The organism is Polaribacter sp. OB-PA-B3 (assembly GCF_054589375.1).
In genome coordinates, this window is the sequence record NZ_BAAIIX010000004.1 from 252,223 (window position 1) to 269,135 (window position 16,913).

The window sequence follows — 16,913 nt, forward strand, 5'->3', positions numbered from 1 at the left end:
ATACTATTTCAGTTTAAATTTCAAATACTGAAATCGATATTTTTTACGATAAATTAGAATTCGTTCATTTTGAATAGAATTCGCACTTTAAGATTAAATTTTATAAACAATTGCATTGATATTCATACCAGCACCAACAGATGCAAGAATTACTACATCTCCTTTTGCAACTGTTTGATTTTCTATATTACCTTTTAAAACCAAATCTAATAACGTGGGCACTGTAGCCACAGAACTATTACCTAATTTATGAATACTCATTGGCATAATTGCTTCTGGCACTTTTTCTTTAAACAATCTATAAAATCGTTTTACAATTGCCTCATCCATTTTTTCATTAGCTTGATGAATAAAAATCTTTTTAACATCATTAATTCCGTAACCACTTTTATCTAAAGCAGTTTTCATGGCTGCAGGTACATTTGTTATTGCAAACTCGTAAATTTTTCTTCCATACATTTTTATGTATTGTGTATTGTCGGTTTCATTTAAATTATAAGATTTACCGAAATGTAAAAAATAAGCTTCATCATTTGCAAATGTTTGAGTTGCATGACTAATAATCCCAGAATCATCTTCTAAAGTTTGCTCTACTATACAAGCGCCAGCACCATCGCTATATATCATAGAATCTCTATCATGTTTATCTACAATTCTAGACAATGTTTCTGCACCAACTACCAAACATTTTTTTGCTATTCCGGCTTTAATAAATGCTTGAGCTTGTATAACACCTTCTACCCAACCTGGGCATCCAAAAAGTATGTCATACGCAACACAATTAGGGTTTTTAATATCTAACTTATGTTTTACCCTACTCGCTAAACTTGGTAGTGCATCACCCTGAATTTGATCTTTTTTTAAATCCCCAAAATTATGAGCTAAAATTATATAGTCTAATTCTTCTGGATTTATATTGGCGTCTGATATTGCTTTTTCTGCAGCAAAAAAAGCCATATCAGAAGTATTTATTTCTGGCTTTGCATAACGTCTTTCTTCGATACCTGTTATATCTTTAAACTTTTCTATAATAACATTATTGTCTGCAGAAAAATTTGAACCATCATTATTTAAAAATTCTGAGTTTAAAAACGTATTATTTTCTACTTTTAAAGAAGGAATATAGCTTCCTGTACCAGTAATTTTAGATGAAATCATATCTTAAGAGGTTTATTTCTCAAAAGTAAGAAAGCTATTTTATTTAAATTTACTATGCATGCATAGTATTGGAAAGTTCAAATGAGAATTTTACTAACAATTAAAAGCTATACAAAGGCTGTTTAAGACTTGTATAAATTCATTTTTAACTGCATAACTGTAGCAATAGAAGTAGCTCTATTTTTCATTTGCTCTGCAACTTCTCCAGAAAAATTTGCATCAATAGTAGTAAATAAATACGATGTCCAAATTGCAAAATGTTCTTTTTTAAACTTAATAAATGCATTTTTATCTATATGTTTTTGCATTGTATTGTTTTTATAAGAAGTTGTTTGAAACAAAATATCATTCCAGAAATCTGAAATAATTTCTAAATGTTCATTTAAATGATTCTTAATTACAATATCTTCAAAAAAAGGAATCATTATTACATCATTTAAAAGTAAATCGTAAAATTTTGTAATAATTAATTTTATATCTTTTCTAGAAGAAATGTCTCTTTCAATCATTAGCAATGATTATAAGTAAGAACTATCAAAAGAAAATGGCAACAGAGATAAAAGTGATTCTGTTTTTACAATTTCTCCAACTTCTCCCATAAATAAAAGCGGAAAAGCTTGCTTCTGTTTTATTTCGTATTCTGATAGAGATTGTCTGCATGCACCACAAGGACCTACAGGTTTATCAACTTTGGTAATTGTAGAACTTGCAGAAATTGCCAGCTTTATAATTTTAACTCCAGGATACGTTGCTCCTGCAGCCCAAATAGCTACTCTTTCTGCACACATACCAGAAGGATATGCTGCATTTTCTTGATTATTTCCTAAAACAATTTCTCCGTTTTCTAATAATAAAGCTGCACCAACATTAAACTTAGAGTAAGGAGCGTATGCTTTTTTACGAGCATCGATTGCCTTATTCATTAAAAATTTATCCTCTTTAGATAACTCTTCTAGGTTGTTATAAACAATGGCAGAAGAAGATATTTTAATTTCTTTCATATTTTGAAGTCAAAAAAAGCAGCCCAAAAACGACTGCTTTATATATTGTGATAAAATTACTAAAAAATTATGATTTTTTAATACTCATCGTATATTTCACCTAAATCAAAAGATAAAGAAAAACGCAATGAATTTTCTAAAGGATTATTTACATCTGAAGAATTAATTAAATATGATAAATCGATATTTAAAGCATTGGTTTTAAAACCTCCACCTAATGTAAAGTATTGTCTATTTCCTTTATCTTCACTTTCATGAAAATATCCTGTTCTTAAAGCAAAAGCATTGTTGTATAAATATTCTGCACCAAAAGCATAAGTAACTTCTTTTAATTCTTCACTAAAACCTCCAGGAGCATCACCAAAAGAACTAAAAATTCCGTCAATCCAACCTTTTTCGTCATTAGGATCATTAACTGTTGGCACTAGTAATTTTGTAAACTCTACGGTTGTTGTAATTGTATTATAATCATCTAAAATAAAGTCGAAACCACCTCCTAATTTTAAGTTTGTTGGTATAAAATCTTCTTCACCAGGTGTGTAAGAAACCTTCGGACCAATGTTTGCGATATTAAAACCAATTCTATATTTACCATTAAAATTACCATAATTTTCTTCTAACGATTGGTAATAACCAGAAACATCTACTGCAAAAGAATTGATTGGTTGTAAAGAATTACCAGAAGTACCATTAAAAGCTAAGTTAGATCTTATGTATTTTAAAGAAACCCCCATTGCAAAAGTTTCACTTAACTTTAATGAATAAGAACCCGTTGCAACAAATTCGTTTGGATTTATAGATCCGTTTTCTGCACCGTTGCTATCAGTTAAATCTATTTGACCCAAAGAAAAATATTTAAAATCTGCACCCCAAGCAGCATTTTCGCTAAACCTATTTATATATGAGCCACTTCCTATAAAAATATCATCTGTTAAATTACGTAACCAAGGCGAATAGGTAATACCAGTGTAAATTTGTCTATTGCTAAATGCTATTTTTGCTGGATTATGAAACAAAGAAAAAGCATCTGCACTTGTAGCAACACCAATATCTCCCATACCACCTGCTCTTGCATCTGGTACAATTAATAAGAAAGGTGTAGCAGTGGTTATTCCTCCTGTTTGTTGTGTATCTGTCTGTGCCGCGATTTTAAATGTTGCAAAAGCACTTAATAATAAACATAATCCTAATTTCTTCATTGTATATTCTCTGTTGAATTTTATTCTAATTACAAATATCTATATTTTATTGAAGTATTACTAATTTTTCATACTTCTCTGACACTAAATTACTTGTTGTAGATTTAACTTTTAGTTTATAAACATAAACTCCTTTCCCAATTTTATTACCAAAATCGTCTAAACCATTCCAAGTTATACTTCTAGACAAATTACCAACCGTAATAATATTTCTATTAATTGTTTTTACCAATTTACCAGAAATTGTAAAAATTTGCACTTGTACTTCTAAATTTTCATTTGGTTTGTTATGATTAAACCAAAACTCTGTATAATTTACAAATGGGTTTGGATAGTTTAACACATTTTCTAAATTTAAAATGGCATCACTAACAACTACGAAGTTCAACGTTAATTCTGATGAGTTATTGTATGTATCCCAAACTTTTATTTTTAAAGTATGTGGGCCAACTTCTAAATCTCTTAATCTATAAGTTACTTTCCCTTTTGTAAAATCGTTTAATTCTGTTTGATAAAAATCATTTAACACAATAGGGTTGGTTGTATCACCGTCTAAAATACCAATAATATCATGATCTACAGCCGTAATAGAAGTATTAATACCACTAACGTCTGATAAGACAGCAATTAAATTCGGCGAAGCATTTGTGTTACCACCATCTATAAACGATTCATCATTCATAAATAATTTAATTTCTGGCCCAACAGTATCTTCTGGTGCATTTTCATTAATACCACCAATTACTAAATCTAGATTATAACCTGCTTTTTCTGATACACCGTTTTCTGCATAAAAACTTACTTTACCGTTTCCTAGTGCAATTTTAATATCTTTTGGTACAATAAAATCAAACTTAAACGCACCATTTTCTATACTAGATTTTCCTCTAAACAATTTACTATCTTGTGTATCGAAATCTAGAGTTTCTCCAAAACTATTATTTCCTAGAGTTGTTTTATCAATAATTTTATCGAAAACTGTTGTAGATAAAACTCCGTTAAAATTATTTAAAACTGCACCAGAATTGTCTACAACTACACCCTCGATACTTACTTTAGATAATGCTTTTAAAGTATCTAATGGTTGCGAAATATCTTTATCGTTTAGTTTTGTAATTTTTATGTTTGGTTCTGGAACAGCAAGTTTCATTGCCGGATCACCAAAAGAATAGATAAAAAACTTCTGAATACTCGAGAAATTGTTTTTGGCTTTCGTTAAAGATTCTGAGATTGTAAGTTTTTCGTCATTAAATTCTAATAAAAGTCTAATTAAACTTTCATTAAATTGTTGACCAACATTTATAAAAACCTCTCTTGTTGTAGTAATCATGCTAGATGCGCCTCCATTTTTATTCCATAATGTTAACTCTCCTGCGGTAATTCTATTCGGATTATCGAATCTAGAAAAATCACAAGTAACCGTAATTAAAAGTGGCAACGTATTAACATTACTAAACTCTTGAATTTGAGGTTTTTCTAATATTCTTTCAGAAGCAAAACCATCTTCACCACCGTGACCAAAATAATCAAAAACCAAAGTTCCCTTTTCTATTGCATTGGTAATTGCTGTTTTTACTTCAGGGTAACGTTCTCCGCCCGAAGAATTTTGTTGCACAAAAGCATCTGCATAAATTTTACTAACATTAAAAATTGGTTTTCTATTTTTAATTTCATCAGCAATAGATTCTACACCTTGCTGAATTGGTATATCAAAATCATCATCAATATCATCTGCTAAAAGTGTTACAGTATTTCGCCAATCGCCTTTAGAACTTTCACCGTAATAACTTAAAATTTTAGTTACAACATCTTCTGCTTGCGATATTCCTGTAACAGGTATTCTACTAGAAACAACATCAATTGTATGAGAAGAACTCATACTGCCTTCATTATCATCTAACATCACAAAAAAATCGTCTGTTACATATGAAAAAGCTAAATTAAAGTGATAAATATCATCCGTTTGAGAAGGTAACTTAACCGGAACAACATTATTATTATTTGCAATTCTATCTTTATAATCATAAGATGAATCGCCAAAGAAACATACAAATTTTAATTTTTTATCTTCGGATGAATTTGTTGTATAAATATGTTTAATAAAGTCTCTAATACCAGTAATATCTTTAGATCCAGATGCAAATTCATTATAAATTTCTTCTAAGACTACAACTTTTGAAGTTAAACCTGAATTTGTTTGATGATAATCTGCTAATCTCTGTGCTTGAGAAACCAAATCTCTATTAGTAATTACAAGGTAATTTATATCTTTTAAAGCATGTAAATTTTGATTTTCTACTCTTGAATTTTCAATGGTTTCTGGTATATAAAAATCCGAAGAATTTAATACCACGTATTCATTTAGAGTTCCTCCGTTGGCTTTAAAGGTAAAATTAGAAGTTGCACTTTCGTTAGTTATTAATTCTGGATTAATAGCATTCGTAACATCCCAAATTTGGTAAATATCGGTATTGTTTTTTATTTGAAACTCAACTGTTCCGCTAGCATCAAATTGATTAAAACTTCTAAAACCAAACTGTTTACCATTTGCTAATAAATCTTTTTTACCATAAATTTCTATGAAATCTAAGTAAGCATTTGCAGACGGATTTCCGTTATTGTTATAATTTAATTCTAAAGTTATTGCGTTTGTAGAGTTGTTAAGTGCCGCAGTTCTTTCTGATGTAACTGCTTTGGTTAACGAATTCGGATTTAATCCACTAAAACTAAGCGTATATAAATCTGTATTATTTGCTTTTACAGATAATGTCGAAGAAGAAATAGAATTACTAACGGCTCTTGTTCTAATAAAAACATCTTCATTTAAAAGTGCATTATCAAAAGGAATTGTAAAACTCTGCGTATTTTCGATATTAAAATTATCATCAAAAAACCACTGAGTCCCTGCTCCTAACAAGTTTATTTCTTCTTTTTCATAAAAAATAAAGTCATCAAAACTTGTAATTTGAGTTGTTGCATTACTTGTATTTGTAGCTTTATTTTGAATTCTTTTTCCGGCTGTATTACCTACTGTTATAAAATAATACGCTTTATCAGAATATATATTTTGTCTGTGTTTAGCGCTTTTATCAGCAGTATCCAAAACCCAATCATGGGGGCCTTTTGCATAAAACAAAATAAAATCGTTGGTATCAAAGCTTCCATCAGATTCACCTTCTACGTAAATAGCATTTTCCTGTAAATCTTCATATCTAAATTCGTTATTTACAAACGGTAGTAGAACCCCACCGTTCCCATAAATCTTTATATTTTTAGGATTTATACTATTTGTAGAAACACCAATTCTTTGTAATAAGCTTCTATCAATTTTAAAAACACCAGTTGTGTCTACAGAAAATTTAAACCAATCTCCAGAAGCCAAAACAGATGAATTTACTTGCGCACAAAATTGCAACGCATAAAATACTGTTAGAAATAGAAGAAGATTTTTTTTCATAAAATAATAATCAAATAACGTAAAAAAATTGTAGATATTTTAACTACTACAAATATAAGTTATACTAAATATATAAAGCTTACGTTTAATAGAATGTGTATAAAAAATTGATGCGTTAAAATTTATATTTTTCTTGCACTAAATTTTATTTATTGTAAATTGCATCCTTAATAAAAACCCTAAATAATTTTCGATTAGGAAATGGAAAAAATTTTTAAAATATCTTTAGTTGTTTTCACAACATTGCTTTTAGCAAATTGTAATAGATCTACAACTGGTAAATCTAGATTAACTGGTTTATCTTTTAACGATCCTAAAAACGGAAATTATATAAGAAACAGCTCTTTCGAAGGCCAAGAAACTCCGTTAGGAATGGTAGATATTGAAGGTGGTTCTTTTACAATGGGGCAAGTTCAAGACGACGTAATGTTCGATTGGAATACAACTCCTAAGAAAATTCATGTTCGTTCTTTTTTTATGGACGAAGCAGAAGTAACAAATTCTGAGTATTTTTTATACGTGCAATACATGAAAGATGTTTTCTCTCCTTCTGAAGAGAAATACAAACATATTTACAACTCTACTTTACCAGACACATTGGTTTGGAGAAAAAGTTTGGGTAACACAGACATCTTAACAGAAAACTATTTTAGACACCCTGCATATGCAGATTATCCTGTTGTTGGTGTTACTTGGTTACAAGCAAATGAATATTGTAAATGGAGAACAAATGCTGTGAACTTAAAAAAGTTAATTGATAAAGGTCATATTAAAAACATTTTTGAATCTGATTCTACTAGAAACTTTTTTGATACAGAAAGATTTTTAAATGATGCAGATAGACTTTTTGATGGAGATACTACTATTTATAAAAGAGGAGTAAGAACTAGAGTTGTTAGAAAAAAAGGAGACCCTAAACCAGGAAAAGATGATTTTCAAGGTAGAAAAATTACACAAGCAGACGGTGTTCTTCAACAAAAATTTAGATTACCAACAGAAGCTGAATGGGAATTTGCAGCAAAAGCTATTGTAGAAAACAGAGAATATAATACTGTTAGAGGTAGAAAAAAATATGCTTGGAATGGTAAATATACAAGAGCTCAAAAGAAAAGATTTAGAGGAGATCAATTAGCCAACTTTAAACAAGGTAAAGGGCAATATAGTGGTTTACCAGGTTGGAGTTCGGATGGTTCTGATATTCCTATCAGAATTAAATCTTACCCTCCAAATGCCTTCGGGTTGTATGACATGTCTGGTAACGTAGCCGAATGGGTTGCTGATGTATATAGACCAATTATAGACAACGAAGCAAATGACTTTAATTATTTTAGAGGTAATTTATTTACTAAAAAAATGATAAATCAAGAAGGAAAAGTTGTTATTGTGGGCAACGATGTAGCTGTAGAATATGATACATTACCTAACGGAAGCGTTATACCAAAACAACTTCCAGGAACTATCAAATATATGCCTATTACTAAAGACGATGCTTCGTTTAGAACAAACTTTTCTAGAGCAGAAAATGCAAATATTAATGATGGTGATTTAAATTCTAGTAGATTTTACGAAGATGATGAAGATAGGTTTGCATCTAGACCAAGTATGTACAACTCACCAAAAAAACCAACAAGATTAAGAGATTCTTTATCTGGTAGAGACGTGTTAATAAATGATGCTAAGAAAAGAAGAACTTTAATTAGTGATCAAACAAGAGTTTATAAAGGTGGTTCTTGGGCAGATAGAGAGTACTGGTTAGACCCAGCGCAAAGAAGATATTTACCAGAATATATGGCAACAAACTTTATTGGTTTTAGATGTGTTACAGACAAATTCGGACCAATGACTTACAAAAAACGTACTGCTAGAAATCCTAGTAGATAATATTATAATTTTATAAAAATTAAACCTCATTGTAACTTCACAATGAGGTTTTTTTATATCTTTATTTTATGAATATACCAGAAATCTACAAGCACTACTCAAAACATTTTTTAGTAGATACAGATACCAGAAAAATTAGAAAAAACACGCTTTTTTTTGCTTTGAAGGGAGATAATTTTAATGGAAATAAATTTGCTAAAGAGGCTATAAAAAAAGGTGCTAGTTTCGCTATTATAGATGAGGAAGAATACCATAATAATAAAACTACAATACTTGTAAATAATGTTTTAGAAACGTTACAAGATTTAGCTCGCTATCATAGAAAGCAATTAAAAACTACAATTATTGCACTTACGGGTAGTAATGGTAAAACAACAACCAAAGAATTAATTAATGTTGTTTTATCTAAAAAACACAATACAAAAGCAACATATGGTAACTTAAATAACCACATTGGTGTTCCTTTAACACTACTTTCTTTTACACCGGATGTAGAAATGGGAATTGTAGAAATGGGTGCAAATCATCAAAAAGAAATTGAATTCTTATGTTCGATAGCTAATCCAGATTTTGGATATATCACAAATTTTGGAAAAGCACATTTAGAAGGTTTCGGCGGTGTAGAAGGTGTAATTAAAGGTAAAAGTGAATTATATGAATATTTAATTGCGAATAATAAAACTGCTTTTATCAATCCTAATGACGAACTTCAAGTACAAAAAACTAGCAATTGCAATACAATTCGTTTTAATAATTCTATAAAATTACTTGATGCTTCTCCTTTTGTAGAGCTTACGTATAAAAATCACAAAATTTCAAGTAATTTAATTGGCGAATACAATTTTACAAATATTGCTGCAGCAATTACTATTGGTCATTATTTTAAAATATTAGACAGAGATATTCAATCTGCTATTGAAGATTATGTTCCTGCAAATAATCGTTCTCAAATTATCAATAAAGAAAAAAATTATATCATTTTAGATGCCTACAATGCAAATCCCTCTAGTATGAAAGTTGCATTAGAAAACTTTTCTAAACTAGAATCCACATCTAAGACTGTTATTTTAGGAGATATGTTTGAGCTAGGAAGTTCTGCTGAAATAGAACACCAAAACATGGTTGATTTAGCTGATAATTTTAATTTCGAGAATACAATTTATGTAGGTGAAAATTTTTATAAAACAAAAACTAAAAGCAAAAAATTAAGTACATATCAAGAATTAGAAAACTTTATAAAAAAGAATCCTCTAGAAAACCAAAAAATATTAGTTAAAGGTTCTAGAGGAATGGGATTAGAAAGAATATTAAATTTTATAAATTAATATTTTCTTTATGGTAATTTAAAAGATTATCAATGGGTCTTTGTATTACTCCCGTAATTTTAAGATTATATTTGCCTGCAACTTTTTCTAAAATATCACTAAAGTAATGCGCAATAGAGCCAATAAAATAAATTTTTGTTGATTCGTCTTTGTTGTAAGGCAAAATTCTATATTTAAAAAATTCTTGAAAGCCTTTTTTGATTAACCTCTTAATATATTTTTCATCTTTAAAATCGAACATAAATTTAGCAAATGATGCCAAATACATATTAGGGTTAGCTTCTTTATAAATATTATTTTTTATAAAGTCAGCATCTAAATTAAACTCATTTTCAAATTTTGAAGCAATTTTTTTTGGCATTTTCTTGTAATAATAATCAATGATTAATTTTTTACCAAAATAATTTCCACTTGCTTCATCCATTAAGATGTAACCGAGAGATGGCACAACCATTTCCATATGTTCTCCATCAAAATAACAACTATTAGAACCTGTTCCTAAAATACAAACAATCGCTGGCTCTTTACCTGTAGCTGCATAAACAGCTGCGAGCATGTCTTCTGCTATAAAGACTTTGGCATTCACAAAAATGGTTTCTAGCACTTTTTTTAAGACTGCTGTTGGTTTAGCAGTTCCGCAACCTGCACCGTAAAAATGAATTTCTGTTACATCATCTTTGATGTTAATAAGCTGAAACATATTAATGATTCTATTATGCAGCTCTTCCTCTTCTACAACTACAGGATTTAACCCTAAAGTTCTAACTCTAAATTCTTCTTTTTTATTTGTATTTAAAGCAATCCAATCTGCTTTTGTAGAACCTCCGTCTGCAATTAAAATCATAATTTTATTGTTTTAATCAAATATATAATAACTTAAATCAATTGGCAATAGCTTGTAAAACTTCAATCGTTTTCGTTTCAAAGAAATTTTAAATTAGTATTTTTGCCTAAAATAAAACCTATATGTTTTTCTTTAAAAAGAAAGAAATTCCGTTAACAGAATTCTTTACAAATAATTTTATTGATATACACTCTCACCTACTTCCAGGAATAGATGATGGTGCTAAAAATATTGATAATTCAATTGAATTAATTTTAAAAATGTACTCTTACGGAATTAAAAACTTTATAACAACACCGCATGTTTTAGGAGACGTATATCCTAATTCCTCAGAAACTATAAAAAGCAAATTAGAAGAAGTAAGAACTGCATTAAAAAATAAAGGGTTTAAAGACATCAAAATTAATGCAGCCGCAGAATATATGATGGATGAACAGTTTGTTAACAGGCTAAAGTCTGGTGATATTTTGACTTTAAAAGGAAATTATATTCTTGTTGAAATGTCTTATTTTAATGCACCAATGAATTTATATGATGTACTTTTCGATATTCAGTTAAAAGGTTATAAGCCTGTTTTAGCACATCCAGAGAGATATAATTTTTTTCATAATGATTTACAAAATTACCACAAACTGAAGAAGGCGGGTTGTTTATTTCAATTAAACCTGTTATCATTAACAGAACAATATGGTAAAAATGTTCAGAAGATAAGTAATGAATTATTAAAACAAAATCTTTATGATTTTGTTGGATCTGACACACATCATAAAAATCATTTACAATTGCTAAAAAAAATTGGCTCTCAAAAAAATCTAAAAAAAATAAAACATTTGTTAGATAACAATAGTAAGATATTTAACTAAAAAAAGGAGCAATTTAAATTGCTCCTTTTTTTATATCTATTTAATAATAGAATTAACTTCTATTAAAAATCTTCCCAAACCAAGATTTACCTTGTTCTTCTTCAGCTAAATAACCATAACCATAACCTCCATAACCGTAGCCGTAACCGTAACTTCTCTTAGGATCTGTATCATTTAAAACGATAGACATATTAGGCAAACGTTTATTTTTATAAAGTTCTTGAGGGACAGCCAATAATCGTTTATCTAAATAATTTGCTCTAACAATATATAAGAACATATCTGCGTACTTAGAGATTAACAAAGTATCTGTTACTAAATTAACTGGCGCAGTATCTACAACAACATAATCGTAATCTTGCTGTGTATCAATCTCTTCAAATAAATTCTTAACATTATCACCACTTAATAATTCTGCAGGATTTGGAGGTATTGCACCTGAAGAAATAATATCTAATGTTGGCGCCTGAGGAATTTGAAATTTCAATTCGTCTAATGTTAAATCATCACTAGTGATATAATTTGTTACACCTTTTTTACTTTCTAAACCTAAATATTCAGTAACCTTTGGTGCTCTTAAATCCATACCAATTAGTAACACCTTCTTACCAGATAATGCTAATGTTGCAGAAAGATTTATCGAAATAAATGATTTACCTTCTCCACTTGTTGTAGAAGTGATAAAAATAAATTTTTTAGAACCTTTTTTACTCGCTAACATAAAATCTAAATTGGTTCTAACCAAACGAAAAGCTTCGGAACCACTAGAACGAGCATCGCTACCAACGATAACTTTTTCTTTAGATTCTGATCTAGGTATGTCTCCTAAAAAAGGAACTGTTAGTGCATTTTCGATATCTTTTTTGTTGTGTACTTTGGTATCTAAAAGATTTCTTAAATATATTATTATGAAAGGTACAATTAAACCTAATAATATTGCTGCTAAATAAATTATTTTCCTTTTGGGAGAAACAGGAATCCCCGTACTATAAGCCTTATCAATAATTTTCGCATTTGGAACAGTAACGGCCAATGATATTGCAGTTTCTTCTTTCTTTTTAAGTAAATACTCATATAAACCAGAAATAATTTCTTGCTGTCTTGCTATATCAATGAAACCTCTTTCTAACAAGGGGATTGTTGAGACTTTATATTTTACCTTATTAGCTTCTTTATTGATCTGATTGTACTGTGTTTCTAAAGATGCTATTAAATTTGAAATACTTTGTTTTAAATTAATTTTAAGGATTTCAATTTCTTTGTTATATTGTATAATTTGCGGATTTTTACTTCCTGCATTTACACTCAATCTATTTTTTAGTAAAACTAAATCATTAAATTGCTTGATTGATTCAGCTATCGAGGCATCTGAAAAACCTAAATTTTGTGGCAGCGTTTCATTATTATTAGAGTTTTTTCTTATATTTTGGTAAACTCCCTTAGCTATTTCAAGTTCTGTTTTTACTGCAATTAATTTCTCATTATTGGCATTTGCAGTAGCTAACGCCAATTCTCCTTCACCAGAAAGCCCTGTAATATTATTGTCTGTTTTAAAATCTTTTACCTTATCCTGTATCGCATTTAAATCTTTACCAATAGCCTCTAATCGATCATCTATAAAGTTCTTTGTTTTCTGTGATACTTCACTTTTATCTGCTATTGCATCTATGTTATATTGTTTTACCAATTCATCTAAAAAATCTTCTGCTTTTTCCTGAATTGGATATGTAATAGATAAATCTAATACACTCGCATTCTTATTAACAGGAGAAATACTTACAGCATTTTTAAATTTATCAATTATTTTATCTCTTCTAACAATTGTTATAAAAATTTCACTTTGGTTATCACTAGATGATTTTGATTTTTCAATAAAAAACTCTCCTAAATCAGAAATAACAAGTTCGCTAAACTGATGTTTAGAGATTACACCTCCTTGAAGGTCTTTCAATTCGTATGAATTATTAGAATTAAAACCGATTGCAAAAGAAGTATCTTTTCTTCGCTTTAAAAAATCTACATTAAAGCTTATTAGTTTTAAATTAATAGGATTACTTGCTCCATAAATCTCAGACCTCTTCACTCTACCTTCACGAGAATAGATGGTTGTAAGGTTTAGAGAATCAACTACAGTTCCAATAATTTTTCTTGATTTTAAAATTTCAATTTCATTATCTGTATTATTAGCAGAGCTACCTCCTACAATCCCCATATCTTTAAAAGCTTCCAACTCTTTAGATATACCCGATTTTTGATTGTCTTTTATTAAAATTGATGCAGAAGCACTGTATTCTGGTGTGCTATACCTTAAATATAAAAAAGCCAAAATAAATGAAACAAAAACGCCGAATACAAACCATTTCCAATGATAAATATATTTCTCAATTTCTTCTCTAATATTAATTGTTTCAGTTGATTCATCAATATTTAATGAATTACTATCTTTTTGTACTTGCATTTTTTACCTTGTTAAAAGAGATACTATGGTTATAATTAAACCTGTAACTGATATAAATAAACTCGTATTTGTATTTGAAGAAGCAGATTGAATTCTCGCATAATTATGCTCAACATAAACTGCATCGTTTTGCTGAAGATAATATACAGGTGAAGTTAAAGTTTTATTGGAGGTAAGGTCTACGAAATACTTGTTTTTTTGGTTATTTTCTTCTCTAATCACCATTACATTTTTTCTATTACCAGATATATTTAAATCACCTGCCAAACCTAATGCATCTAAAATACTAACACGCTCGTTTGGTATTGTATAAGTACCTGGTTTTTTAACATCTCCATATACAGAAATTTTGAAATTAGAAATACGTATGTTAATGGTTGGATTCTTAATATAATCTGGATCTAATTTATTTTTGAATAGTTGTAATGCTTGCTCCCTTGTTAATCCTCCCAACTTTAATTTGCCAAGAACAGGAAAGTCAATTTCTCCTTTACTATCAATCAAATAAGCTTGTTGCCTCGGTTGTCCAACAGCAGAGTTTGAAGTACCAAATGATGCTACTGGCAAATTGAAAGGTTTCGTAGCTTCTAAATCATCAGAAGAAATTGTAATTTGTAACAAATCATCTGGTTTAAAAATCGTTTGAAACTTATTACTCACTTTACTTTGATCTATTTCATCAAACTGAAAATAGGCAATATCTTTATTAGAAACACATGCTGATGATGTGATAATTAAATAAAGTAAAAAAATAAATTTAATCTTATTCATGTAAAATTTTTTTCAAAAATAATATAAAAATCAAATACTAACTAACATTATCTAATTTTTCAAATTCAGAATTGTTAGATACATATTCTGGCACTAAACCTTTCATAACAGCAACTAAATCACTGTTATTTAAATCACTAAAAGTAGTTGTTAATTCTTCAATTTTAAGTTTGATCTCTTTTGCCTCTATTTTTTGAGTTTTCGCAATCATAATTTTTTCATGGTAAGTCTTAATTGTATTTTCACCATTTGCCAATAACTCTTCATACAATTTTTCTCCTGGTCTTAAACCTGTAATTTTTATATCTATATCTTCTGGATACTTTAATCCAGATAAATAAATCATTCTTTTTGCTATTTCAAAAATCTTTACAGATTTCCCCATATCAAAAATATAAATCTCACCACCTTTCCCCATAGTACCAGCTTCTAAAACCAAACTACAAGCTTCTGGAATTGTCATAAAATATCTTGTAATTTCTTTGTGAGTAACTGTTAAGGGACCTCCTGCTTCAATTTGCCTTTTAAATAAAGGAATTACAGATCCGTTTGAACCTAAAACGTTACCAAATCTAGTAATTGTAAATTTGGTTTTTTTAGACTTTTTACTAACACAACTTACATACAATTCGGCTATTCTTTTAGATGCGCCCATTACGTTTGTAGGGTTTACAGCTTTATCTGTAGAAACCATAACAAATCGCTCTATTTTATTTTCAATAGCTAAATCTGCTAAATTTTTTGTTCCTAAAACATTCACCTTTATTGCTTCGTAAGGAGATTTTTCCATTAAAGGTACATGTTTATATGCTGCGGCATGAAAAATTCTTTGCGGTTTGTATTTTTTAAAAATCCTTGAAATTTTAAATTTATCTCTTACATCAGAAACAATAGCAACAAAGTTTGTAACACCTTTCTGAATCAATTCTTGCTGTAAATCATACAAAGGTGATTCTGCCTGATCAATTAAAACAATTAATTTACAATTATAAAGGCTCAATTGTCTAGAAATTTCACTTCCTATAGAACCTGCTGCACCTGAAACTAAAATCACCTTACCTTCTACTTCTCTTTGTACAATAGGGTTGTCAATTAAAATTTGTTCTCTATCTAACAAATCTTCAATATTTACTTGCTTAATTTGATTTGCTTGCAAATCTCCATCAATCCATTTAGTTAAAGGCGGTACAATTTTAACTTCTACATTTAATTTTATCAAACTGTCGGTTATTTCTAACAACCTACTTGGTTTAATTTTCTGAATCGAAATAATAACTTCTGTAATATCATGTTTATCTATAAAAGCTTGATCTATCATAGATATATCGTAAACACGAATTCTATCAATTTTTTTGTTAACTTTATTTTTATCATCATCTATAAAACCTAAAATCTGATATTTCCCCTTTCTTTCTCTATTTAAAGCACCATAAGTTATAATTCCTGAATCTCCAGCACCATAAATTAAAGCATTTGTTATCGTGTCTAACTCTGTTGATATAATTTCGTAAAATGCTTTAAAAACATATCTACTAACTATCAACACAAAAACAGATACTAAATAATGTATTAATATGATAGAATTCGGAATTGTAAAAGATGGGTTGATCTTAAATAACTGATTAAGAACAACAATAAAACTTAAACTAATACTTAAAATGGTAACACCAATAAAAACGTTAAAAACATCTTTGGTTCCTGTATGTCTAATAACTCCTTTGTAAGAACCGATTATTAAAAAACTAATTGCTGCAACCAGAAAGATGACAGTTAGTTGCGGTATAATTGTATTAAAATCAAAATTAAAACTGATATCTAATCTAATAGAATAAGCCAAAATAAAAGACAAACAAACAAGAAGAATATCAATTGCAAAAACAACCCATTTAGAGGCGTATTTATTTAATGCTTTTAAAAAAAAATTTCTTATCATTATTTTTTGGGATATAAAGAACG

The 16,913-nt window shown here is 28.9% G+C and carries 12 protein-coding genes; 3 read left to right on the top strand and 9 right to left on the bottom strand.

Going from position 1 to position 16,913, the window contains the following annotated elements:
* Positions 1-93: 93 nt before the first annotated feature.
* The 5 genes from ACYPV9_RS09830 to porU form a co-directional block, all read right to left on the bottom strand.
* The gene (locus tag ACYPV9_RS09830; RefSeq protein ID WP_459743349.1) at positions 94-1,158 is read right to left on the bottom strand and encodes a 3-oxoacyl-ACP synthase III family protein; all 1,065 of its coding nucleotides are present in this window, start codon (positions 1,156-1,158) and stop codon (positions 94-96) included.
* A gap of 122 nt (positions 1,159-1,280) precedes the next feature.
* Complete coding sequence (locus ACYPV9_RS09835) at positions 1,281-1,667, bottom strand: group III truncated hemoglobin (RefSeq protein WP_299066048.1); 387 nt, start codon at positions 1,665-1,667, stop codon at positions 1,281-1,283.
* Between the two features lie 9 nt (positions 1,668-1,676).
* Entirely contained in the window at positions 1,677-2,159 is a 483-nt protein-coding gene (cdd, locus tag ACYPV9_RS09840) for a cytidine deaminase (RefSeq protein ID WP_299066046.1), read from the bottom strand.
* A 77-nt stretch (positions 2,160-2,236) separates the two neighbouring features.
* Positions 2,237-3,358 carry a type IX secretion system outer membrane channel protein PorV gene (porV, locus tag ACYPV9_RS09845; protein WP_299066043.1) on the bottom strand — a complete coding sequence of 374 codons (1,122 nt, stop codon included), beginning with the start codon at positions 3,356-3,358 and terminating at the stop codon, positions 2,237-2,239.
* Positions 3,359-3,404: 46 nt separating this feature from the next.
* The gene (porU, locus tag ACYPV9_RS09850; protein WP_459743353.1) at positions 3,405-6,815 is read right to left on the bottom strand and encodes a type IX secretion system sortase PorU; all 3,411 of its coding nucleotides are present in this window, start codon (positions 6,813-6,815) and stop codon (positions 3,405-3,407) included.
* A 201-nt stretch (positions 6,816-7,016) separates the two neighbouring features.
* On the opposite strand from porU, the gene gldJ reads away from it, so the two are divergent.
* Both gldJ and ACYPV9_RS09860 read left to right on the top strand, forming a co-directional pair.
* The gene (gldJ, locus tag ACYPV9_RS09855) at positions 7,017-8,696 is read left to right on the top strand and encodes a gliding motility lipoprotein GldJ (protein ID WP_459743355.1); all 1,680 of its coding nucleotides are present in this window, start codon (positions 7,017-7,019) and stop codon (positions 8,694-8,696) included.
* Positions 8,697-8,764: 68 nt separating this feature from the next.
* A complete protein-coding gene (locus tag ACYPV9_RS09860; protein ID WP_459743357.1) occupies positions 8,765-10,021 on the top strand; it encodes a UDP-N-acetylmuramoyl-tripeptide--D-alanyl-D-alanine ligase in 1,257 nt (418 codons plus the stop codon).
* On the opposite strand, the gene ACYPV9_RS09865 is transcribed toward ACYPV9_RS09860, so the two are convergent.
* The gene (locus ACYPV9_RS09865) at positions 10,011-10,865 is read right to left on the bottom strand and encodes an N-acetylglucosamine kinase (protein ID WP_299066033.1); all 855 of its coding nucleotides are present in this window, start codon (positions 10,863-10,865) and stop codon (positions 10,011-10,013) included. The two genes, ACYPV9_RS09860 and ACYPV9_RS09865, sit on opposite strands and share 11 nt — an antisense overlap.
* Before the next feature lie 122 nt (positions 10,866-10,987).
* Here ACYPV9_RS09865 and ACYPV9_RS09870 point away from each other — a divergent pair, with 122 nt between their 5' ends.
* On the top strand, positions 10,988-11,728 hold the full coding sequence (locus ACYPV9_RS09870; RefSeq protein WP_459743360.1) for a tyrosine-protein phosphatase: 741 nt from the start codon (positions 10,988-10,990) through the stop codon (positions 11,726-11,728).
* A 52-nt stretch (positions 11,729-11,780) separates the two neighbouring features.
* Here the strand turns inward: ACYPV9_RS09870 and ACYPV9_RS09875 are convergent, their stop codons facing one another.
* Genes ACYPV9_RS09875 through ACYPV9_RS09885 form a run of 3 tightly spaced genes read right to left on the bottom strand, consistent with a single transcriptional unit; the run spans position 11,781 to position 16,890 of the window.
* Positions 11,781-14,186, bottom strand: coding sequence for a GumC family protein (locus ACYPV9_RS09875; RefSeq protein ID WP_459743362.1), 2,406 nt, complete (start codon positions 14,184-14,186; stop codon positions 11,781-11,783).
* Positions 14,187-14,189: 3 nt separating this feature from the next.
* Positions 14,190-14,957 carry a polysaccharide biosynthesis/export family protein gene (locus ACYPV9_RS09880; RefSeq protein ID WP_459743364.1) on the bottom strand — a complete coding sequence of 256 codons (768 nt, stop codon included), beginning with the start codon at positions 14,955-14,957 and terminating at the stop codon, positions 14,190-14,192.
* Positions 14,958-14,994: 37 nt separating this feature from the next.
* Entirely contained in the window at positions 14,995-16,890 is a 1,896-nt protein-coding gene (locus ACYPV9_RS09885; protein ID WP_459743366.1) for a polysaccharide biosynthesis protein, read from the bottom strand.
* Positions 16,891-16,913: the final 23 nt, after the last annotated feature.